21 protein-coding genes are annotated in these 22,761 nt (G+C 46.1%); 19 read left to right on the top strand and 2 right to left on the bottom strand.

Annotation, left to right across the window (positions count from 1 at the left end; translation table 11 throughout):
- Positions 1-141 precede the first annotated feature (141 nt).
- The 3 genes from MKX75_RS20765 to MKX75_RS20755 all read left to right on the top strand — a co-directional run bounded on the left by MKX75_RS20765 (position 142) and on the right by MKX75_RS20755 (position 4,315).
- Positions 142-777 carry a helix-hairpin-helix domain-containing protein gene (locus tag MKX75_RS20765; protein WP_076332286.1) on the top strand — a complete coding sequence of 212 codons (636 nt, stop codon included), beginning with the start codon at positions 142-144 and terminating at the stop codon, positions 775-777.
- 39 nt (positions 778-816) lie between these two features.
- The gene (locus MKX75_RS20760) at positions 817-1,338 is read left to right on the top strand and encodes a dCMP deaminase family protein (RefSeq protein WP_062835557.1); all 522 of its coding nucleotides are present in this window, start codon (positions 817-819) and stop codon (positions 1,336-1,338) included.
- 103 nt (positions 1,339-1,441) lie between these two features.
- Positions 1,442-4,315, top strand: a complete 2,874-nt coding sequence (locus tag MKX75_RS20755) for a ComEC/Rec2 family competence protein (RefSeq protein ID WP_339166612.1) — start codon at positions 1,442-1,444, stop codon at positions 4,313-4,315.
- Positions 4,316-5,048: 733 nt separating this feature from the next.
- Here MKX75_RS20755 and MKX75_RS20750 read toward each other — a convergent pair.
- Positions 5,049-5,351 carry a hypothetical protein gene (locus MKX75_RS20750; RefSeq protein WP_062835531.1) on the bottom strand — a complete coding sequence of 101 codons (303 nt, stop codon included), beginning with the start codon at positions 5,349-5,351 and terminating at the stop codon, positions 5,049-5,051.
- 352 nt (positions 5,352-5,703) lie between these two features.
- On the opposite strand from MKX75_RS20750, the gene MKX75_RS20745 reads away from it, so the two are divergent.
- The 3 genes from MKX75_RS20745 to holA all read left to right on the top strand — a co-directional run bounded on the left by MKX75_RS20745 (position 5,704) and on the right by holA (position 8,808).
- The gene (locus MKX75_RS20745; RefSeq protein ID WP_017687205.1) at positions 5,704-6,252 is read left to right on the top strand and encodes a sigma-70 family RNA polymerase sigma factor; all 549 of its coding nucleotides are present in this window, start codon (positions 5,704-5,706) and stop codon (positions 6,250-6,252) included.
- Complete coding sequence (locus MKX75_RS20740; protein ID WP_339166611.1) at positions 6,249-7,535, top strand: zf-HC2 domain-containing protein; 1,287 nt, start codon at positions 6,249-6,251, stop codon at positions 7,533-7,535. The genes MKX75_RS20745 and MKX75_RS20740 overlap by 4 nt, the downstream gene beginning before the upstream one ends.
- A gap of 256 nt (positions 7,536-7,791) precedes the next feature.
- Positions 7,792-8,808 carry a DNA polymerase III subunit delta gene (gene holA / locus MKX75_RS20735; protein ID WP_339166610.1) on the top strand — a complete coding sequence of 339 codons (1,017 nt, stop codon included), beginning with the start codon at positions 7,792-7,794 and terminating at the stop codon, positions 8,806-8,808.
- A 186-nt stretch (positions 8,809-8,994) separates the two neighbouring features.
- Here the strand turns inward: holA and rpsT are convergent, their stop codons facing one another.
- On the bottom strand, positions 8,995-9,267 hold the full coding sequence (gene rpsT, locus MKX75_RS20730) for a 30S ribosomal protein S20 (protein ID WP_024628504.1): 273 nt from the start codon (positions 9,265-9,267) through the stop codon (positions 8,995-8,997).
- 175 nt (positions 9,268-9,442) lie between these two features.
- On the opposite strand from rpsT, the gene gpr reads away from it, so the two are divergent.
- The 13 genes from gpr (at position 9,443) to MKX75_RS20665 (ending at position 22,732) form a co-directional block, all read left to right on the top strand.
- Positions 9,443-10,444, top strand: a complete 1,002-nt coding sequence (gpr, locus tag MKX75_RS20725; protein WP_062835528.1) for a GPR endopeptidase — start codon at positions 9,443-9,445, stop codon at positions 10,442-10,444.
- A 144-nt stretch (positions 10,445-10,588) separates the two neighbouring features.
- On the top strand, positions 10,589-11,884 hold the full coding sequence (locus MKX75_RS20720) for a stage II sporulation protein P (protein ID WP_339166608.1): 1,296 nt from the start codon (positions 10,589-10,591) through the stop codon (positions 11,882-11,884).
- Between the two features lie 54 nt (positions 11,885-11,938).
- Complete coding sequence (locus MKX75_RS20715; protein ID WP_145151005.1) at positions 11,939-12,298, top strand: hypothetical protein; 360 nt, start codon at positions 11,939-11,941, stop codon at positions 12,296-12,298.
- A gap of 146 nt (positions 12,299-12,444) precedes the next feature.
- Entirely contained in the window at positions 12,445-14,259 is a 1,815-nt protein-coding gene (gene lepA, locus MKX75_RS20710) for a translation elongation factor 4 (protein WP_145151008.1), read from the top strand.
- Positions 14,260-14,410: 151 nt separating this feature from the next.
- Entirely contained in the window at positions 14,411-15,595 is a 1,185-nt protein-coding gene (gene hemW, locus MKX75_RS20705) for a radical SAM family heme chaperone HemW (RefSeq protein ID WP_036668565.1), read from the top strand.
- Positions 15,596-15,713: 118 nt separating this feature from the next.
- Positions 15,714-16,184 (top strand): N-acetyltransferase, encoded by a 471-nt coding sequence (locus tag MKX75_RS20700; RefSeq protein ID WP_017687214.1) that lies wholly within the window; start codon positions 15,714-15,716, stop codon positions 16,182-16,184.
- A 254-nt stretch (positions 16,185-16,438) separates the two neighbouring features.
- Positions 16,439-17,470, top strand: a complete 1,032-nt coding sequence (gene hrcA, locus MKX75_RS20695) for a heat-inducible transcriptional repressor HrcA (protein WP_036615092.1) — start codon at positions 16,439-16,441, stop codon at positions 17,468-17,470.
- Positions 17,471-17,511: 41 nt separating this feature from the next.
- A complete protein-coding gene (grpE, locus tag MKX75_RS20690) occupies positions 17,512-18,078 on the top strand; it encodes a nucleotide exchange factor GrpE (RefSeq protein ID WP_260986657.1) in 567 nt (188 codons plus the stop codon).
- A 160-nt stretch (positions 18,079-18,238) separates the two neighbouring features.
- Positions 18,239-20,083, top strand: coding sequence for a molecular chaperone DnaK (dnaK, locus tag MKX75_RS20685; protein WP_062835522.1), 1,845 nt, complete (start codon positions 18,239-18,241; stop codon positions 20,081-20,083).
- Between the two features lie 129 nt (positions 20,084-20,212).
- A complete protein-coding gene (gene dnaJ / locus MKX75_RS20680) occupies positions 20,213-21,337 on the top strand; it encodes a molecular chaperone DnaJ (protein WP_062835521.1) in 1,125 nt (374 codons plus the stop codon).
- A 239-nt stretch (positions 21,338-21,576) separates the two neighbouring features.
- A complete protein-coding gene (locus MKX75_RS20675; RefSeq protein ID WP_017687219.1) occupies positions 21,577-21,945 on the top strand; it encodes a hypothetical protein in 369 nt (122 codons plus the stop codon).
- A 222-nt stretch (positions 21,946-22,167) separates the two neighbouring features.
- A complete protein-coding gene (locus MKX75_RS20670) occupies positions 22,168-22,347 on the top strand; it encodes a YfhD family protein (RefSeq protein ID WP_062835520.1) in 180 nt (59 codons plus the stop codon).
- Positions 22,340-22,732, top strand: coding sequence for a hypothetical protein (locus tag MKX75_RS20665; RefSeq protein WP_062835519.1), 393 nt, complete (start codon positions 22,340-22,342; stop codon positions 22,730-22,732). Before MKX75_RS20670 ends, MKX75_RS20665 begins: the two co-directional genes overlap by 8 nt.
- Positions 22,733-22,761: the final 29 nt, after the last annotated feature.

Here is a 22,761-nt window from a genome sequence, read left to right as displayed (position 1 = left end):
TCCCTCTATTCTATGCGTGAGGACCTGTTTCACATGACATGAAAAATGCATAACTTGTTTCATCAGGAAAAGTTCAACGGTTCGGAAGCACCGCCCGTGTTCGAAATGAATAATTTTGAATTCAGGGAGAGGTGTGGAAGAATGAGATGGAATAAAGGACTGACCATTGCTGCTGCGGTGGTTGGAAGTATACTTATATTATGGTCGGGCAAAAGTGAACAACCACCTAGTGGCTGGGAACCCTTGCAGCTCGGCACCGAGAAGCCGACGATAGAGCAGGAACTCCCTGCTGTACTGTCGGCTACTTCGGTTCAGGGCAATACAGGAGCATCTTCAGGATCGGATGCAAGTGAAATGCAGACTGGGAATGATGCAAAGGCAGATAAGTCGAAAGAGCATGCGAGCGCTTCAGTTGAAGGTAATTCGGGAGTTCAAACTACAAGTCAGACGGATGCTAATCCACCGGACACCTCAAATTCGATTGAACCAGTTGCGCAAAGTACGAATTCGAATCCTTCGGTTACCTCCGAGACGGCTTTGAACAGTAATCCACCTGTAGTTCGTGAAGAATCTGGCGACAATGGCAAGATTGATGTCAATACGGCACCTGTCTCCAAGCTTACGGAGCTTCCCGGAATTGGGGAGAAGAAAGCTCAAGCCATTGTGGACTATCGGAATGCACATGGTCCTTTTGCGAAAGTTAGTGATCTGACGAAGGTCAAAGGAATCGGCATGAAGATGCTGGAGAAGATGGCACCGTATGTGCAGATCCGGTAATATTAGAATAAAAATTTTGTTGAGCGGGAGGAAAGCAGCATGAGTACAGTAGAGGTACGCAAGGACTGGGACACGTATTTTATGGACATTGCATATATGGTCTCGACCCGTTCCCGCTGTTCGCGTCGTCACGTAGGTTCCGTTCTTGTTCAGGGAAAGAAACTGCTGGGAACAGCCTATAATGGTGCACCCACCGGCGTCCCGGATTGTTCTGAAGCTGGTTGCATGATTTCAGAAGAATATGAGTTGGTCGTGACCGATGGTCGGGAAGAAATGGTCAAAAAGCAACGCTGCATTCGCACAATCCATGCGGAGCAAAATTTGCTTTTATTCACAGATCGAATTGACCGTGAAGGCTCGTCTGTGTATGTGACCGACGAACCTTGCTGGACATGTGCAAATATGCTGGCGAATAGTGGAATTACAGAAATCGTCTTTCATCGTTCTTATCCTAAAGATACCGGTAAGGTTACCAACATGATGCAACAGAAGGGCATAACGTTCCGCAGACTGGAGAATTATCAGCCCCCGCGGGAAACGATGATGACTGTGAGCAATTAATGTGAATATGGTCGAATACGCGAGGGAGAACCTCCGGCAAGCCTGAATTGGCTTTCCGGGGGTTTTTCTGCGTTCATCGGGTGAAATGAAGGAGACGGGATGAATGAAAGGTAGACCTTTGCTAAGCTTTACGATTTGCTGGTTATGCGGTAGCGGGATGGCATGTGCTTTAACAGGCTGGACATTGATCTGGGGAATGATTGGAGCGCTGGCGTGTCTGCCACTTTTACTTCGTTTCATTGATGTTCGTGGATGGTCCATTTTATTTTTACTCACTGCCTTTATTGGAGGTGCTGCACATTGGGAATGGAATGATGCACGCAATCATAGCAGACTGCCCGAGACTACTCATATCTCTGCTAGAGAGTTGGACGGTTTGGCAGCCGAAATTCAGGGTGAGCTTGTGTCAAATGTACGCATTGATGGAGATCGGGCAGACTTTAAGATACAGATGTCTTCAATATTGCCCTTATCGGATTCATCAGCAGATACAGATCTGACAGCATCATCTGTATTCAAAATAGATGAACAATTAATGGTGCAAGTCAGACTGGTGGAGGAAGAAGAACAACAGGTAGCAGCAGGCTGGAAGAGGGGCGATTCAATCACGCTCAATGGTTCTTTTGCCCTTCCTGGAGAAGCCAGGAACTTTGGCGGGTTTGATTATCGGAGTTATTTGCGAACATTGCACATACACTGGTTGTTCAAAGTGAAGGGAGCCAGTTCAGTTACAGCAGCTCCCCCTGAAGGGCTTGGACTATTTAACGTACTACGATGGACGGATTGGACGAGGCATACGTTGGGTTCGGCGGTTGAGCAGTTATTTCCTGAGCCTCATGCAGGATATATGAAGGGTCTGATTATCGGGATAGCTAATGATATCGATCCAGGCACCTATGGTCATTTTTCACAACTGGGTCTAACGCATATTCTAGCAATCTCTGGAACCCATGTCGCTGTATATGTAGCTTCGCTGCTACTCATTCTATCTTGGTTAAGGCTTACCAGAGAGACGGCACTCACGATTGTTCTGATCCTGGTGCCAGCTTATGTACTGCTATCCGGTGGATCACCTTCAGTGATTCGTGCAGGAATTATGTCCATGATTGGTCTGTATATGGCACGTCGTGGTCTCGCGAGAGACGGCCTTCAGATGATTAGTGCAGCAGCATTACTGATGATGTGGTGGGACCCGTACTTTTTGCTGAGCGTCAGCTTTCAGTTATCCTTTCTCGTGACCGCAGGTTTGATGATCTATATGCCATTGATTAATCGACTGTTCAGTAATTGGCCTAAATCTCTGGCTGCAACAGCATCGGTTACGGTGACCGCTCAGTTGATTTCGTTCCCAGTAACCATTTTGTATTTCAACCAGTTTTCCTTACTCTCATTTGTGGCTAACTTTCTGCTGGTTTCTTTGATCAGTGCTATTGTATTACCTCTAGGGACGGTCGCCATGCTATTGTCATTCATATGGGTTCCTTTGGCGAAACCCCTCGCATGGATAGCGATTCAACTGAACCAACTGACATTTGTAAGCGTGGAGTGGATGAACAGCCTGCCAGGTTTTGTGCTGATCTGGGCGACACCTTCCTTGTTATGGATTGCCGCATACTATGCTGTGTTGTATGCCTTACTCTACCTATTGTATCGTGGCAATGGTGAGCAGCGAGAAACAGCGTCTATTGAGGAGGAGACGGCTCCTCTTGTGAGGCGACAACCTCCAGTTTCAATGGGAAATGTGGGCATTCGCTCTTCGATGTCTACCGTGGCACAGGATCAAGGTAAGAACCGTGTAGGTGAAAAAGAAACTTCTTTAACGACATTAGGAGCCAGTATAGCCTGGCCGGAGTATACAAGTGCGTTTACCGCACGAGGTGCCGGATATTATGCACATGAACGAATGAGTAAAGCTCAGCAATGGTTGTGTGGGTTGCTCGCGCTCAGCTTTATTGCTGGATTGTGGTGGGCATACCAGACTCCGAAGCCTGCTGGAGCTGGCATCGTGCAGTTTTTGGATATTGGGCAAGGGGACAGTACATTGATTACAACCCCGGAAGGCAAACACATTTTGGTGGATGGTGGGGGAACGGTGAGCTTTGGGAACAATGAACAGTCATGGAAAACAAGGCGTGATCCGTATGAGGTAGGAGCCAAGGTGGTTGTTCCCTTATTGAAAAAGAGAGGTATACATCAACTGGACGCTGTCATTGTAACGCATGCAGATCAGGATCATGCCGGAGGACTACAGGCTGTGCTGGAACAGATTCCGGTTAAACGTTTCATGTTTAATGGCACAACCAGTGGTAAAGAAAACTTTGATAAATTACTGGACACAGCCATGGAACGCAAAATTCCTCTATACGCCATTCAGCAGGGCATGTCCTATAAGGCTGATAAAGAGACGAGTCTACATTTTATAGCTCCAGATCTGGCACATGTGGATGTAAATGTATCGGGTAGTTTGCCTGTGTCTGAACACCAAAATCATGATTCCGTTGTCTTTTTGTTAGACATGGCTGGGACTTCCATGTTGTTTACTGGCGATATGGATGCTGCTGCCGAACAGGACCTGCTCTATATGATTCAAGATGGCTCATTAGCGGCCCAGTTTGAACAGAAAGGTGTAGATATTGGAGTTACAGAGGGAGTTGTACAAAGGGTACTTACACGCCCGTTGCAGGACAATTCAAATGATCTTTCAGCATCATCATCTATCTCCATTGACGTATTAAAGGTGGCTCATCATGGTAGTAAAACGTCGTCCACCGAAGCCTGGCTCCAATACTGGAATGCCAAAACCGCCGTGATATCTGCAGGAGTTAACAATACATATGGGCATCCCAATCCAGGAGTGATGGAACGTCTGGAAGCTACCGGGTCAGATATTTATCGGACGGATCAGATGGGTGAGGTCCAGATGAGAGTGAAAGATGGGAAGATTGATGTTCGATACAAGTTGTTTGGAGTTGAGTGACGGCACGCGATCTATTTATCGGTGTGAAGATGAGTGAAGAAAACTCCGATTTAATACCAACTGGGAAGTTAAAAAGACAAGAGAACATACAACAATGTGGATAGTCTGAGCGGAAAAAGTATTGAAGTTACGTGTAAATATCGAGTAGATGATTCCACCTATGAAACCTAATAGAGCATATGCGGCAATAGCAACGAGCAATCTCATATGCGTATTATCCTTTTTTCTGTATAAAAGTAACCCATCAACCAATATAGAAAGTGGTGTAATTAAGAAAAGTAAAATAGCGAGGTTAATCAATAAGCCAACCGTAAATTTATACCCGAATGAATAATAGTGAGTATTCTCTATTCTTTCATCCAAGGGAACGTAGTGATATATCCCCATTACAAGTGAAATCACAATTGCAGTTAATAAAGCTGCAAGTATTTTTCCGCGCGGCCTATTGATTCTATGGGTGTTTGTCATTTGAATATTGACCTCCATCTTGAATAACTATATTAACAAAAGATAGGTTAAGGTAGTTGATATATTTTAACATACAGAGGTTGGAGGAAAATAAGTAAAACAATTTTTATTCTGATCGAGATGACAGGGATTCCTCACTTCATTTGATTGCAAAATACAGCACAGCCCAGTACAGCACAAAAAAAAGCCCGCTTTCCGTTACACTCCAGAAGGGAGAATATCGGAAAACGGGCCATTTTTTCAAAGTGTAGAAGAAATATAAAAACTACTCCACGCCATCCTTAAAGTGTTTGTTCCAGTGTTTGTCGCCTTTGTGCAACAGATCTTCTACGGTTTTCTCAAGAGTCATCAACAACTGTGCTCTAACATCAAGTACGGTTTCTCTGTACAAGCGTTCTTCCGATCCAACGATTTTATCGCCGTATAATGCCTGTGCAGCTACGTACTTCCGATGTTCTTCGACCAGAGTATCAATGGACTCCAATGCGTGTTCCACAAAGTGGGAAATACTTTGGTATTCTTTGGGCATTTGTTCTTTTAAAGCTTGAATTTTCGCAAGAGCTGGCATGCTCATCACCTCGTGTTTATGAATGTAAATTTACAATACACTATTTTCATGAAAATTGCATTAAAAATAGCTTAAATTTGGACAAATTTCGACTTTTTTTATTTTGAGGGACCAAATAAGTGGTTAGCTATAATGTATGCCATTGCATTTGAATTGAGTCGTGTAAGTAATGGAATCCCTTTTAGACTCGTTTGGTGACTCGTTATGCGATTTCTGTTATTCTAAGAGAAGATTTCAGCGGCCCTAATACATACGCCGTTATTTTGTTATGGCAAATTAAAAAAATACTTAACTTTGCAACAATTTTATTGATGATCACGTCTGTAAGGTTGCAGGGAGAGGGGGATCCTTTGTGGTAGAGCCGGAACTCATCAGAGCCGCTCAATCGGGCGATCGCGACGCTCTAATTACCCTATTGCGGGAGATTGAACAACACGTCTATCGGACCGCATATTACATTCTAAATAATGAACAGGACGCTTTGGATGCTGCTCAGGAAGCGTTGATCCGAATTTACACCAAAATCAATTCATACGAAGAAAAGGCCCAATTCAAAACATGGGTACAACGCATCGTCACGAACATCTGTATTGATAAATTCAGAAGAACCAAGCCGTCCGTCTCCATTGACGAACATGACATGGTTTTTCAGGATAATCAGGATGTGGAGTACGAGGTCATGTCTACATACGTGGCCCAAGACATTCAGGATGCGATCAACAAGCTTCCCGAGCATCATCGTACCGTTATTGTTCTAAGATATTTGCAGGACTTATCCTACAATGAAATTGCGGATTGTCTCGATCTTCCGTTGAATACGGTGAAATCTTATTTATTTAGAGCCAGACAGCAATTACAGAATCTACTACAGGAATATCAGAAAGGTGGTGTGACAGGATGAAATGCGAAGAGGTGGTGGAATGGATGCACCGCTATCTGGATCATGATCTGGGCGAAGCGGAAACCGCGCAGATGCTACAGCATGTGGCCAAGTGTCCGGAGTGCGCCGAGAATTTTAGTTTACTCAGAGCTCTTTCCAGAGAACTGGAAGAATTACCGCAAGTAAGCCCGAAGTTTAGTCTGGTTGATGCGATTATGCCACAGCTTGATGCTATAGACGAAGCGCGTAGGGAGCAAAGTAGCACCATACAGGAAATGAATCCTGTCCCCGCTGCATTTGAGAATTTACAACGTTCAAGTGAGCGGAAAACGAAGCAAAAACAAAAATGGCTTAACTCGATGGCAGGACGAATGTCCATGGGGGCAGCGGCTGCGGCAGTTGTATTGGGATTCGCCATCTGGGGATATGAGCCTGAACAGATTGAGAATGCCGATTCCATGTTGCTGAGCTCTGGAGCTACTCAAGAGAGCGGTAATGTGGATCAGAATGCATTGAGCAAAAATATTGAGAATTATGATCCTTCAACTTCATCCCAACCAAGCAGCAACGATGTATTTGTGGATGATTCGAATGCTTCCTCAACGGAAGGAGATAACCTGGGATCTGAAACAATGCCTGAAGAGAATGGTGGAGATCAGGTGCAGGAGCCTAAAGTTCAGACAGATCCGACACCTCAACAACCGGCTACCGAATCAACGCCTGCTCCGAATAAAGGAACTCAGGATAATTCGTCCAGTTCTCCTTCGACCGATAGTCAGAAGAGTCAGGGTCAGAGCCAAGACGCTGAGCAGAGAAATCAAGAATCAGGCAGTGCTCCTACATCTTCTACAGATGGTGAAGAGGATGGAACAACCGAACCAGAAAATGGAGACGCGAAATCCTTCGCTTCTCAAAATACAGCTCCGAACACAAATGAAGATGCTCCGGTTGAAGGCAATGCTGCCACTGATTCCGGTACAGGTGTAGATACCTCTGGAGGAAACAAAGGATTGGCAGGACCGGATCAAGGAATGGCTACAACGGCAGCACCAAAAGAATGGAATTCACCTGACGGCTCCTATGTAGTTATGCTTCTTGGTGATCAAATCAGCATATACTCCAAACCTGCCAATGAACCGGATGTTCTTAATCTGGTTGAGCAACGTAATATAGAGGGGACGCTGAAGTCAGCAAGTTGGTCGAAGGATGGTACCCTATTTAACTACGAAACGGACAAGGACGGAACAACGGCGAAGAACTCGTTTAATGTAACTTCTGTTTCAGGTGGAGCTTCTGCGAAATAAGTGGAATTGGGATTCAACGCCACTAAACGAAAGAACATTTTCAGTATGACAAGCATATATTGGAAGTAACAAAACGTCCTATCTCAGTTCAAACAACTGACGTCGTATGACCGCGCACCGGCTTTTTCTAGAACTGCTGGTGTTTGCGTTTATATAGATGTAGGACAGGGGACCTTCATCCGTAAACTGGATGTAAGGTCCCTTTGTTGTCTTGCGTTTTTTCTGGTAGGATAAGAGGGATAAGGAGGCACCGTGAATGGATGTGAAAAGTGCAACAAAGGCAATACGTAGTGGAGAACCGGCTCCGATCTATGTGCTGTATGGAACGGAAAAGTATCAGATACAGCAGTTTACGGATATGTTAAAGGAACAGGTTATTGAAGAAGAACATCGTGATTTTGCGATTATTCCATATGATTTGTCTGAAACGGCTGTGGAGGTCGTTATTGAAGAAGCGGAGACTGTACCTTTTCTAGTTCCGCGGAAATTGATTATTGTAAGGGATGCTAGTCTGTTTACCGCAGGTAAAGAATCCAAGATTGAACACCAGGTTGATCGTCTGCTTACATATATGGAAAATCCGGCAGAGTACAGTACGATTGTTTTTCTGGCCCAAGGGGACAAGCTGGATGAGCGTAAGAAACTGGTGAAGGCTGTCAAGAAACAGGCGGTAGTTCTTGCTTTTGCTCCACTGAGTGGAGAGGAGCTGTTGAATTGGATTGTGAAACTGGCGAAGCAGCGGGATGTCTCCTTTGAGACGGGAGCAGCGGACACGTTGATCAGCTACGCGGGAACAGGTCTGCAGACCCTGTCTGCTGAAGTAGACAAGTTATGTTTGTTTGCGGGTAATGGGGGGACAATTCGTCGCGTTGATATCGAGTCATTGGTTGCCCGTAGTACAGAGCAGAATGTATTTTCGCTGGTGGAAGAACTCGCTAATTTGCGACTGGAGAAAGCACTGGCTCTTTTCTATGAGTTGCTGAAACAACGGGAAGAACCGATTAAAATTGCAGCTTTAATCGCACGTCAGTTTCGGATCATGATTCAGGTGAAAGAGTTAGGCCAGCAAAGTTACTCCCAGCAGCAGATCGCCAGTCAGCTTGGTCTGCATCCATATGCCGTTAAGATTGCGGGTGAACAAGCGCGTAAATTTCAGCCGGATCGTCTGAGAATGATCTTGAGTCACCTTAGTGAACTGGATTACCAGATGAAAACAGGAGCGGTGGATAAAGTGCTGGGTCTGGAGCTTTTCTTATTAAGACTTGGTGCGTGAATGAGTACGTAAACGTAATAGAATACTATTATGATACAAACAAAGCGACCTTTGCTCCATGATGGTTAGATCATCGGATTAAAGGTCGCTTTATCTGTGTCTTATACTTAACGAATCAGATACTAAAAAATCCTGAAAGCCTATGCTGTTCAGGATTTTTCCATTGGATCGTATAAGTAACGCTTCTTACGCTTGTGCGGAAAGAGCGTTCAGTTTTTTCGCCAAGCGAGACTTTTTGCGTGCTGCAGCATTTTTATGAACCAGACCTTTAGTTACAGCCTTGTCCAGCTTTTTGGAAGCAGCTTGAATCGCAGCTTTTGCAGTATCAACTTCGTTACTTACCAGAGCAGCATCAGCAGCTTTAACAGCTGTACGGAGTGCAGACTTCTGGGAAGCGTTGAGTGCGCGGCGCTTGTCGCTCGTTTTTACGCGTTTAACAGCGGATTTGATGTTTGGCATTACATTCACCTCCTGTAAGGCATTTGCATGAATACAAACGTTTCACAACTTAAAATATTCTATCACGCTAGCATGTAAAATGCAACAGATATTCCTACGATGTTCGACATGCTGCATAAAGAAACTCTTTTTCCCACACAATATGCTCAAATGCGGTAAGGGAGGCAGGGACAGAATGACACTGGATTTGCAAAACTATACAGTTCGTACCGATTTGGCAATCGACTCCAAGGAAATGGCGCAAGGTGGACAGAAACAGACGATTCCCGGACTACGGGAAGACGTAGAGAAAAAAGAGGGTATTACGATCACACGTATTGATGTACTTAATGATGAAGCAGCCAAAGCCATTGGTCGGGTGAAAGGCCACTATGTCACTTTGGAGGTGCCGTCACTACGGAATGGGGATACGGAGTTACAGGAGCGCGTTGCCGCCGAGTTCACACGTGAGATGGAAGATTTTATGGTTAAGGCCGGAATCAACAAAACATCCAAGGTTTTGATTGTTGGCCTGGGCAACTTAAATGTCACCCCGGATTCACTCGGTCCACTTGTTGTGGAAAATCTGATGGTGACCCGTCAGTATTTTGAATTGGTGCCTGATCAGGTTGCACCAGGGTATCGGGAAGTCAGCGCGATCGCTCCCGGCGTATTAGGTACAACGGGCATTGAGTCCAGTGACATCGTACAGGGGATTGTAGACCGGACCAAGCCGGATGCGATTATTGCGATTGATGCTCTGGCCTCCCGTTCCTTGGAACGTGTAAACACAACGATTCAGGTAGCCGACATTGGTATCCACCCGGGTTCAGGTATAGGTAACAAACGACGTGGCTTGACCCGTGAAATATTGGGCGTTCCTTGCATCGCCATCGGCGTACCGACTGTATGTTATGCGTCCACCATTGTGAACAATGTCATTGAGATGATGCGCTCACACTTCCGCCAGGAAACGGATCAGACGAAACAGATCATGGGTATGCTGGACGACATCGGTGAGCAAGATCGACTAAGTCTGGTGAAAGAGGTACTGGAGCCACTGGGGCATGACCTCATTGTTACTCCCAAAGAAATTGATGAGTTTATTGAGGGAATCGCCAATGTTATCGCTACAGGACTTAACGCCGCCCTCCATGATGCAGTGAATCCAGATAACGTAGCCGCCTATACACATTAAAACTTAAACTGCTGAGAAGAAGGTCCGAATCTATCGGACTTTCTTTTTTTGTTCCCGGAATCTTTCATTTTCCTGTTCTATCAAATTGGGCGCACTCATAGAGTTGAAGTATAAGAGTTGTCCAGCAGGGAAGGAGACAGCAGAATGAACAAGATATTGGCCTGGAATATTGGGAAGTGGAAAAAAAGATGTCTGCACGTGCTGGCCATGGGCCGTACGTTGTTGTTGCTTATGATCATATCTGCCTTGTTTTTTGTCGTACTTGGTCTCGGGGGAATGGCAGAGAAACGCTTGAATAATTCACCCGTTTCTTCCATGAAAGGATTTGCGAGCGCCGTATCAAGCCGCTTTTTCGTCGATATGCTCGGTATGGAGATGCCCCATCTCACCCAGAAAGAACAGACCTCTGCCATATCCGGTGAGAATCTCACCTCTTTTGTTTTCCAATTGCTGACGAATGTAAACCCTCAAGACCCCAAAAGCCTGATTGCGAGAGAAATGCCGGGCATGGGTTCGAACCAACCTGTACTGCTCCGGCCAGGCTCGGGTAACGAAAAAGCTGAGGCTCCCGAAGATTATCAGCCCGGTCCTGGTCTTACGGATACAGCTTCAGCGGATGGAGGAAAACCCGGTAGTGAGCTGCATGTTCCACCAGGTCAGGACAACACGGACCCGCCTGATTCGAGCGAGCCTGGAGAGGGAGAAGTTAAAGAAGATCCTCCAGCGAAGGATGGCGAGAAAGACAATAGCGGTTCACCGACAACAGGCAAAAAATCAGTTCTCATCTATCATTCTCATCCACGGGAAGGCTACAATCCACTGCTAGGCACGAAGAGTGATAACCCATCATCAGGCAAATCAACAGGAAATGTGTTTCAAGTGGGAACCTATCTCTCAGACAGTCTGGAGAAGCTGGGAATCGGCGTAGAGCATGCGAAGGATGATTACCCCACCAAAGTAAAGGACTATAACTGGAACTATTCCTATAAATATTCCCGTCAAACGGTAAAAGCGGCACTCGCTCAAAATGATGATTTGACGTATCTCATAGACATTCATCGTGATTCACAGCGTCATGGCAAAACAACGACTACTATTAATGACTTGGGCTACGCCAAAGTATATTTCATTATTGGACATGAAAATCCGAATTGGCGGCAGAATGAAGCTTTTGCTGCAAAAATTCATAAGAAACTGGAAGCCAAGTATCCTGGGGTATCCCGTGGTGTCTGGGGCAAGGACGGTGGAGGAGCCAACAACGGAGAATATAACCAAACCCTTTCACCCAACAGCATTTTGATTGAGATTGGTGGGATCGATAATACAGGGGCTGAGTTACAACGGACATCCAAAATTCTCGCTGACATGATTGCCCAAGTGTATTGGGAAGATCAGAAGGTGGACAAAGCCAGTGCAGAAACGTCATCACAGGGTGGATAGGGACTATATATGTATGAAGACCAAAATAGTAGAGAGTGACAGGAGGCAAAGCATATGTCCAGATTCGGTAAAAGACTGTTATCCATCGCTGTATTAATGTTGCTGGGTGTGCTGTTTGGAATGCAGCTGGCTGGCAGCAACTTTCATATGGGTAATCCATCAGACGGCACGTCAACCGCTGTGACAACAGAGCCAACTTCACCGGTTACCGAATCTGTTCCGACTGCACCTGTCCAAAAGGAAGTCAAAGAACCACCGTTTGTACCTGTTCAGTCACCAAGCCAAGTGCTTGGGGCAGATCAGAGTAAGGCTCCGGTGGATGTGTTGGCAGACAAAACAGCTGGACTATTGCAAAATCTCTCTCATAGTGGAATCAAGTGGGTGGTCTCTCTTTTTAGCGGAGTTGCTGAATAAAATACCATGATTTAAAGGTACAATATAACCTCTGGGAGTTTCATGATCACACTTTATTATAAAGTTAAGACATCACGGGATTGATGCACTCTGCATCAACTGTTATAATGAAGTGATTGACACTAGGCTGTTTCTGGGGGTAAGGAATGACTGATATTCGGGCAAGACAACGTAAAATTCGTAACTTTTCTATTATTGCACATATAGATCACGGCAAATCAACACTTGCGGACCGGATCTTGGAGTACACAGGTGCGCTGACAACACGAGAAATGCAAGAACAAGTACTGGATCAGATGGATCTCGAACGTGAACGTGGAATTACGATCAAGCTACAAGCAGTAGCACTGACTTACAAAGCGGATGATGGTGAAGAGTATCTATTGAATTTGATCGATACACCGGGACACGTAGACTTCACGTATGAAGTATCACGGAGTCTCGCGGCATGTGAAGGCGCTCTACTCGTTGTGGATGCGGCTCAGGGAATTGAAGCCCAGACACTCGCTAACGTGTATCTGGCATTGGACAATAATCTTGAAATTTTACCGGTTATCAACAAAATTGACCTTCCAAGCGCCGATCCTGATCGGGTGAAGCAGGAAGTGGAAGATGTTATTGGTTTGGATACGAGCAACGCTGTTCTGGCTTCGGCCAAGGCAGGTATCGGAATCAAAGAAATTCTGGAGCAAGTTGTGCAGAGTGTTCCTGCACCGACTGGCGACCCGGATCAACCGCTGAAAGCGCTGATTTTTGACTCACATTATGATCCGTACAAAGGTGTAATCGTATATGTACGAGTTGTTGACGGCAAAATCAAATCCGGTTCCAAAATCAAAATGATGGCAACAGGTAAAACATTTGAAGTCATTGAAGTTGGAGCGTTCAAACCTCGCATGTCCATCGTGGACGAGCTGAACGTGGGTGATGTTGGATTTATCGTTGCTGGTATTCGGCATGTAGGCGATACACAAGTCGGGGATACGGTGACTGATGCTAAAAATCCAACACCGGAACCTTTGCCGGGTTATCGCAAAATTAATCCAATGGTTTACTGCGGTCTCTATCCGATCGAAACATCGGACTATGTTGATCTGCGTGAAGCGTTGGAGAAATTGCAATTGAACGATGCTTCTCTCAGCTTTGAGCCGGAAACATCCAGTGCCCTAGGTTTTGGATTCCGTTGCGGATTCCTTGGACTGCTTCACATGGACGTTATCCAGGAGCGTATTGAGCGTGAATTCAACATCCCGCTGATCACCACTGCACCAAGTGTAATCTATCACGTGACGCTGACCAATGGTGAAGTAATGCAAATTGACAACCCATCCAACTACCCTGAGGTAGGCCGGATTGATTATGTCGAGGAGCCATACGTGAAAGCAGCCATCATCGTACCGAATGATTATGTAGGTACCATTATGGAATTGTGTCAGAACAAGCGTGGCGAATATGTGAATATGGAATATTTGGACACAACCCGGGTTACGATTACGTATGAGATCCCGTTGTCCGAAATTGTATATGACTTCTTCGACCAGTTGAAATCGAGCACCAAAGGATATGCATCCTTTGACTACGAGCTGTCTGGATATCGTCAGTCCAATCTGGCGAAAATGGATATCTTGCTCAATGGCGAACAAGTCGATGCCTTGTCCTTTATCGTTCACCGTGACCGTGCGTATAACCGCGGACGTATTATCTGTGAGAAACTGCGCGAGCTGATTCCACGGCAAATGTTCGAGGTGCCAATTCAGGCATCTGTGGGTACTAAGGTTGTTGCTCGTGAAACGGTAAAAGCAATGCGTAAAAACGTACTTGCCAAGTGTTATGGTGGTGACATCTCGCGGAAACGGAAACTGCTTGAGAAGCAGAAGGAAGGTAAGAAGCGGATGAAGCAGGTTGGTAACGTTGAGGTGCCGCAAGAGGCATTCATGGCGGTACTGAAAATTGATGACTAAACAATCTAATTTGAGGTACAACACGGAATGTGTGTATTCAAATTAGATTAGGACGTTTGTTTGCAAACATGGTACAACACAGAATATTAAATAACTAAGCTGAAAGGGAAGCCGGATGGCTTTCCTTTTTTCAAATAGAGGGGGACTTGCCATGACATTGGCAGCACACAGCCGGAAGACAGGTGCGCCCCAAGCGGTGTATCTTCACATTCCCTTTTGTACGAATAAATGTTTTTATTGCGACTTTAACTCCTACGTTCTCAAAGATCAGCCCGTGATGCAATATCTCGAAGCGCTGGAACGGGAGATGGAACATACAGTTAAGGCAAATCCACCGGGTGAGATCAAGACCATATTTGTAGGTGGCGGTACGCCAACAGCTCTGAAACCGGATGAGATGGCGGTGTTTCTACGTTCAGTCAAGACGTATTTCCCAAATTGGGCGGACGATATTGAATTTTCGATGGAAGCCAACCCGGGAACAACGGATGCGGAGAAGCTCGCTGCGATGAAAGAAGGCGGCGTTAACCGCGTCAGCTTTGGGGTACAGGCTTTTCAGAATGATTTGCTGACAGGCATTGGGCGTATTCACAACACGGATGATGTATATCGTAGTTTGGAGAACGCTCGTAAAGCGGGCTTGAATAACCTGTCCATTGACCTGATGTTCGGGTTGCCGAACCAGACCGTAGAGATGTTGAATGAGAGTATCGACAAAGCGCTGGAACTGGATCTGCCGCATTACTCCATTTATAGCCTGAAAGTAGAAGAGAATACACTTTTCCATACCCTGTATCAGAAGAACCAGTTACCTCTTCCTCATGAAGATGACGAGCTGGAGATGTATCTTCTATTAATGAGACGTATGAAGGAAGCAGGCTACGGACAATACGAGATCAGTAACTTTGCCAAGCCAGGCTTCGAGAGTCGTCACAATATTACCTACTGGCGTAATGAGGACTACTATGGTCTGGGTGCAGGTGCACATGGATATGTGGGCCGCGAACGGCATATGAATATTAAAGGTATAAATCCTTATGTTGAAGCTTCACGCGCAGGGCTGCCTCGTCTGGATCATTTCGAGATTGCTCGCCCGGAGGCCATGGAAGATTATCTGATGGTTGGACTGAGAATGTTGGAGGGAGCTTCGGCCTCACGATTTAGCGAACAGTTCGGAGAGTCCATGGAAGAAGTGTTTGCGAAGCCTTTGGGCAAAATGCTTAACGCAGGACTGCTTGAGCGTACGGCAGACGGCTTCCGACTGAGCGAGCAGGGTATCCTGTTCGGAAATGACGTTTTTGCGGAGTTTATCGGGTCCATATCGCTGAATTCGTAGCTTGAAATTCTATACGCTTTGTTGTATATTTATTCATATTGATTTTACAGAGCGTGTTAATTTAACAACTACGAAGTCAGCTTTCCTCTGGAAAGCTTGGTAATAGGAGGAGAGCAGGATGTCGGTAATATGCAGAAAAGCCGTGCCGGAAGATGTTGAACCACTGTATGAAATGATTAAGGGCTATGCAGAGCGTGGGATCATGCTTCCGCGATCACGGGAAATACTGCACCGACAGCTGGAGCACTTTGTTGTAGCCGAAGTCGATGGTGAAGTCGTGGGTTGCGGATCGCTTTGTCGTCTGGGGAATGATTTGGTGGAAGTCAGATCACTCGGTATCTCGGAAGGACACAAAGGGCTCGGTATTGGCTCCCGATTGCTGGACCGACTGGTAGAAGAAGCGGAGAAACAACAAATCCCTAAGGTTATGGCGTTAACGTATGAAGTGTCCTTCTTCCTCAAAAACGGCTTTGCCGTGGTGGAGAAAGAGATTTTCCCCGAGAAAGTATGGACCGACTGTGTTCATTGTAGCAAGCAGGATTGTTGTGATGAGATCGCGGTATTGAAAGAGCTTAACGTTTCGGCCTAACAACTGAATGGACTGCATGGATCGAGCCGAGTCAACCTCTGCCCTACATGCAGTCCTTTTTACTTCAAAGGATGTTCAATAAAGTTGTTAGTACTCGCCGACATTGGTCTATACTATAAATAGATGAGCCCACTCATCAAACTCACTTGACAATGATCACGTCAGTTTGGTATTTTTGTATTACCGCTTAGCACTCATCTAACCGGAGTGCTAACGACATGGGACAGTACAGTCAGAAGGAGGGAATACTCACCATGTTAACAGAGCGTCAACGAATGATTCTGAACGCTATAGTGGATGACTATATCCGTTCAGCTGAGCCCGTAGGGTCCCGGAGCATTTCCAAAAGGGGAGATGTTGGATACAGTCCGGCGACGATCCGTAATGAAATGGCGGACCTTGAAGATATGGGCTTTCTGGAGCAGCCGCATACATCGGCAGGACGAATTCCTTCCCATAAAGGTTATCGATATTATGTCGATCATTTGGTTCCCTGGAATCAGGTGGAGCCTCAAGAGTTGGATGATCTGAAGTCGTTCTTCGCCGAAAAGCTGAACGTCATGGAACAAGTTATTCAGCATGCATCCAATATTTTGTCACATATGACGAATTATACTTCGATCCTGCTTGGACCGGAAGTATTCCATACGTCCCTTCGTCACTTCCAATTGCTTCCGCTGAACGAGAGTGAAGCTGTGGCAATCATCGTGACCAACACAGGTCAGGTAGAGAACAAGACGGTCCAGATTCCACCAGAAATCTCGGTCGCCGAGATGGAGAATGTGGTTCGCCTGTTAAATACCAAGCTTGTGGGCGTACCAATTTACAAATTAAAATCCCGTCTCTATACCGAACTTGGGCAAGAGATGGAACGGCATATTACACGTTATGAGGAAGTTATGCAGGTGCTGAACAGTGCCTTTGACAACGAACATGACAATCGTCTGTTCCTCAGTGGTGCCACCAACATGTTGACTCAACCGGAGTTTAAAGATATCGAAAAGGTAAAAGATATTCTTGATCTGCTGGAAGAGACACCAACACTCATGAAATTGATGATGCCCGTGCCGGGTGGATCTGGTATTCAAGTGCGAATCGGCACTGAGAATGATCATGAAGCCTTTGCTAACTGCAGCCTGATTACAGCCTCCTATTCATTGGACGGCGAGGCTTTGGGTTCGATCGGTATTCTGGGACCCACGCGGATGGATTACGCACGTGTCATTCATATTTTAAATACACTATCCCGTGATTTGACGGCGATGCTGACGCATCGTTTCAAATAAGAGACGGGAATGAACCATTTCATTCGTATAAGGAGGTGAACATCTTGAAAGAGGAGCAATCATTTACAGAAGAACAAGAAGTAACAGCAGCTGAGCAGGAGCCTGTCAATGAAGCTGGCGCTGCAGAAGCACAAGCTGAAGAAATCGCTGATCAGGAGCAGGATGAGCTTGCACGTCTGAAGGCAGAGGCTGAGGAGCAACAGCAGCGTTATGTCCGTGCACAAGCTGATTTTGACAACTTCCGTCGTCGTACACAGAAGGAAAAAGAAGAATTGGCTAAATACGCTTCGATGAAGCTGGTCACCGAACTGGTACCGGTTATTGATAACTTCGAGCGCGCCATGGCTACTGTACCGGAAGGAACAGAGTCCGAATCTTTCTCCAAAGGCATCCAAATGATTTTCCGTCAATTGGAAACTGTGATGACGAATGAAGGACTGACAGCAATGGAATCGGTAGGACAACCGTTCAATCCTGAATTCCACCAAGCAATCATGCAAGTGGAGAGCGACGAATACGAAGAAGGTATCGTTGTTGAGGAAGTCCAAAAAGGCTACATGCTAAAAGATAAAGTGCTTCGTCCAGCTATGGTTAAAGTCAGCTCATAATTTCCGTATCGGAAGGAATGAGTAGGCTCCTTGGTTGAACAATGTGGGCGAAGTTTAATATAAAGGTTTGTACACATAGAGCACGATTAGCAACATGAACATCTAATAAGGGTCAGATCAGACCCATTCATTTTAAATTGTTGAGGGAGGAAATTTTCGGATGAGCAAAGTAATCGGTATTGACTTAGGAACAACAAACTCATGCGTAGCAGTAATGGAAGGCGGCGAGGCTGTCGTAATTCCAAATCCGGAGGGCGCACGTACAACTCCATCCGTAGTCGGTTTCAAAAAAGATGGAGAGCGTGTTGTTGGTGAAACAGCAAAACGTCAAGCCATCACAAATCCGGATCGTACCATCATGTCGATCAAACGTCACATGGGTACTTCCCACAAGGAAACAATCGATAGCAAAGACTACTCTGCACAAGAGATCTCTGCAATCATCCTGCAAAAATTGAAATCCGATGCTGAAGCTTATCTGGGTCAAACGGTAACTCAAGCAGTTATCACAGTACCAGCTTACTTCAATGACAGTCAGCGTCAAGCAACTAAAGATGCGGGTAAAATTGCAGGTCTGGAAGTTCTGCGTATCGTCAACGAGCCAACAGCAGCAGCTTTGGCATACGGTATGGAGAAATCCGAAGACCAAACGATTCTCGTATATGACCTGGGCGGCGGTACGTTCGACGTATCCATTCTTGAACTGGGTGATGGCTTCTTCGAAGTTAAAGCAACTAGCGGGGACAACCAACTGGGCGGCGATGACTTTGACCAAGTGATTATCGATTACCTCGTAAGTGAATTCAAAAAAGATCAAGGCATTGACTTGAGTAAAGATAAAGCAGCGGTTCAACGTTTGAAAGATGCAGCGGAAAAAGCGAAAAAAGAACTTTCCGGCGTATTGACTACAACGATCTCCTTGCCGTTCATCACAGTCGCTGATGGTGTTCCTCAGCATTTGGAGTTGAACCTGAGCCGTGCGAAATTTGAAGAAATCTCTGAAGGTCTGGTTGAGCGTACGCTTGAACCAACTCGTCGTGCATTGAGCGATGCGGGTATGACAGCTAACGATATCGACAAGATCGTATTGGTTGGTGGTTCCACACGTATTCCAGCTGTACAAGAAGCGATCAAAAAACTGACGGGTAAAGAGCCTCACAAAGGCGTTAACCCAGATGAAGTTGTAGCTTTGGGTGCTGCTGTACAAGCGGGCGTACTGACAGGTGATGTGAAAGACGTTGTATTGCTTGACGTAACTCCATTGTCCCTGGGTATCGAAACAGCGGGTGGCGTATTCACTAAAATGATCGAGCGTAACACAACGATCCCTACAAGCAAATCTCAAGTGTTCTCCACATATGCAGACAATCAACCAAGTGTTGAGATTCATGTTCTGCAAGGTGAGCGTGAGATGGCAGCGGGTAACAAATCGCTTGGACGTTTCATGTTGGGTGATATTCCACCAGCTCCACGTGGCGTTCCACAAATCGAAGTTAGCTTCGATATTGATGCCAACGGTATCGTTAACGTATCTGCAACAGATAAAGGTACAAACAAAACTCAAAAAATCACAATCACTTCTTCCAGCGGTTTGAGCGATGCTGAAGTTGAGCAAATGATGAAAGATGCTGAGTTGCACGCTGAAGAAGATAAAAAACGCAGAGAACTCGTTGAAGCGAAAAACAGTGCAGATCAACTGATCTACTCTGTTGACAAAACGATCAAAGATCTTGGCGAAAAAGCAGACGCTGGCGAAGTTGAAAAAGCGAATGCAGCTAAAGAAAAACTGCAAGGCGTTCTGGCTTCCGACAACTTGGAGGATATCAAAGCTGCTACAGAAGAACTGACAGAGATCGTTCAACAATTGTCTGTAAAACTGTATGAGCAAGCACAGGCGCAAGAGCAAGAAGCACAAGGTGCTGAAGAGCAACAAGGTTCTGCAAAACGTGACAACGTCGTAGACGCTGATTACGAAGTTGTGGATGAAGATAAAAAACAAAACTAATTCGTAGTTCTACGCGAATTAAACATCGGTGACGTTCGAATTAGAGGGAAAGTCATAGCCGGGGCTCCCGTGCTTTGGCTTTCCTTTTGTCACGATGTGCGATATGGTGAATGATATGGGGGTGGAAGAGTGGCTGAAAAGCGTGATTATTATGAGGTGCTTGGCGTTAGTAAAACGGCTAACGACGATGAGATTAAAAAGGCTTACCGTAAGCTTGCCCGTCAGTATCACCCTGACGTAAACAAGGCTGCTGATGCGGAAGCTAAATTTAAAGAAGTTAAAGAAGCTTACGATGTAGTGAGTGACGGTCAGAAGCGTGCCCAGTATGATCAATATGGTCATGTCGATCCGAATCAAGGTGGATTCGGTGGTGGCGGTGATTTTGGCGGCGGCGGATTTGGCGACATCTTCGACATGTTCTTTGGCGGCGGTGGCGGTGGACGACGTGATCCAAATGCTCCGCAACGGGGGAATGATCTGCAGTACACGATGACGATTGAGTTCAAGGAAGCGGTATTCGGCAAAGAAACCGATATTACGATTCCGCGTACCGAAGGCTGCGATACGTGTCATGGCTCAGGTGCCAAACCTGGAACGAAACCGGAAACCTGCTCGGTCTGCCAAGGTAGCGGTCAGCAGGAAGTCGTGCAAAATACACCGTTCGGTCGTATGGTTAATCGTCGTGCATGTTCGAACTGTAGCGGTTCGGGCCAAATTATCAAAGAAAAATGTACAACGTGCAGTGGCAGCGGTAAAGTCCGCAAGCAACGCAAAATCCATGTTCGCATTCCAGCGGGTGTAGATGATGGCGCGCAACTGCGTATGACAGGTGAAGGCGAGGGAGGCCTGCGTGGCGGACCAGCGGGAGATCTGTATATTGTCATTCGCGTGAAATCACATGATTTCTTCGAGCGTGAAGGTGACGATATTTATTGCGAAATCCCACTTACCTTTGCTCAGGCAGCTCTGGGAGATGAAGTTGAGATCCCGACATTGACTGAGAAAGTGAAGTTGAAAGTACCAGCTGGTACACAAACGGGAACGTATTTCCGACTCAAAGGCAAAGGCGTACCACGCCTGCGCGGTATGGGGCAAGGGGATCAGCATGTGAAAGTGGTTGTGGTTACACCTAGTAAGCTGAATGACGAGCAGAAGGATCTGCTTCGCCAAATTGCTGCGCTGGATGGAGAGCAAACACATGAGCATGAACAATCCTTCTTTGACAGAGTAAAACGCGCCTTCCGCGGCGACTGAGAATAAAATAAAGCAAGTCCCAAAGGACACCACACCGGTTTTTACCGTGGGTGTCCTTTTTTGTACGCCTTTTTTAGTGCTTCAGTGGTTTTCGTAGAATCCATGGATTTATGCTACGAAGAACGACAGTAATTTGTGGGAGCATTTCGGTATATTCTGAGCTAACTTGCGGAAAGATAGCATGGCGAGAATGATATGCATAGCTGATATGCGAGAAATTAGGGAAGCAGGTGAAGCGGATGACCGAGAAAAATATTTTGGCGTACTTTCATAGCCCGGAGCAGGCACAAGGGGCAGCCAAAAAACTGGAGGCATTGCGAGTGGAGGACCTGTCGATTAATCGATTCAGCCGATATGCGGGTGTAGGACCAAGCGGGGCTTCCTACAAGCCGGGCGTTTCCGGCAGTTTTTCATCATGGGTGCCCGATTCGATGCAAACGAATGCGAGCGCTGGAATCATGGCTGCGGCGGATCCTTCTGCAAGCGGCATGAGTGATGGTGGACAAGGTGGACCTACGGGAAGGGATGTATTGCTAACGGTCATCGTAGATGAATCGGTACATCACCGCGCGATGTCTATTATCGAACAAGCCGGTGGAATGATCTAGTTTCAGGAAATCCATATAAGATGGACAGATAATTACACTTTAACGGAGAGTGTAGAACCAATCTGAAGAAGCGAAGCGTTCGCCTTTATCCACAGATTTTCCCTTTGGAAGAAGGGGATTAAAAAAATCTGGGGATAACAGCGATCGGAGGATGGGACTACAATCGGAGTGTTACAGTGTAACACGTTTTAGTTCATTTTAATTTGAGGGAGGAGCATAACAATGGCAGAACATGAACGTCCAGGCAAGATTCTCACGAAAACGGAAAAGATGAAACGATTGCAGTCCGCTAAAAATGAGGACGTGGAATTCAGCGCTGAAGCTGCGGATCATGAGGATATCGAAGCACTACGCCGCAGTGAAGCGGCTGATCGACGTCAGGGACGGGAGCTTCATGACTGAAGATCGCTCGGCGGTTACCCTCGAAGCTGTATTTACAAGCTGGGCTGAGGCCGAGTCTGCACGCAGAGCCCTGGAATTGTTACACCCGAACCAATTGAGTATCGAGAGCCTTGGCAATGAAGCGTCTGCCTTAAACTCACACGATGTTACGGGCTCCGATAATTCTCCTACGGCTGTCGTCGGAGGATTTAGTGGCGAATTGAATGTACTTGCCCTGATTAGTGATGAAACGGAAATGTTATCCAATGGTCAGGTGTATGATACGCCCGAAGCGGATTCGGCCGACAGGATAAAACAAGAAATTTTGCTGACCGTGTCCATATCCAACGATTCGCTCCCGCAAGCCGCAGAGATGATCACGCAGAACGGTGGTCGTTTTTGTTAAGTGAGATTCCAATTATGCAAAATGCTTAA

Source organism: Paenibacillus sp. FSL R5-0341, assembly GCF_037975235.1.
Classification (GTDB): domain Bacteria; phylum Bacillota; class Bacilli; order Paenibacillales; family Paenibacillaceae; genus Paenibacillus; species Paenibacillus amylolyticus_A.
The sequence above is the reverse complement of the archived record's forward strand: the minus strand, read 5'-3'. Positions and strand labels throughout refer to the sequence as shown.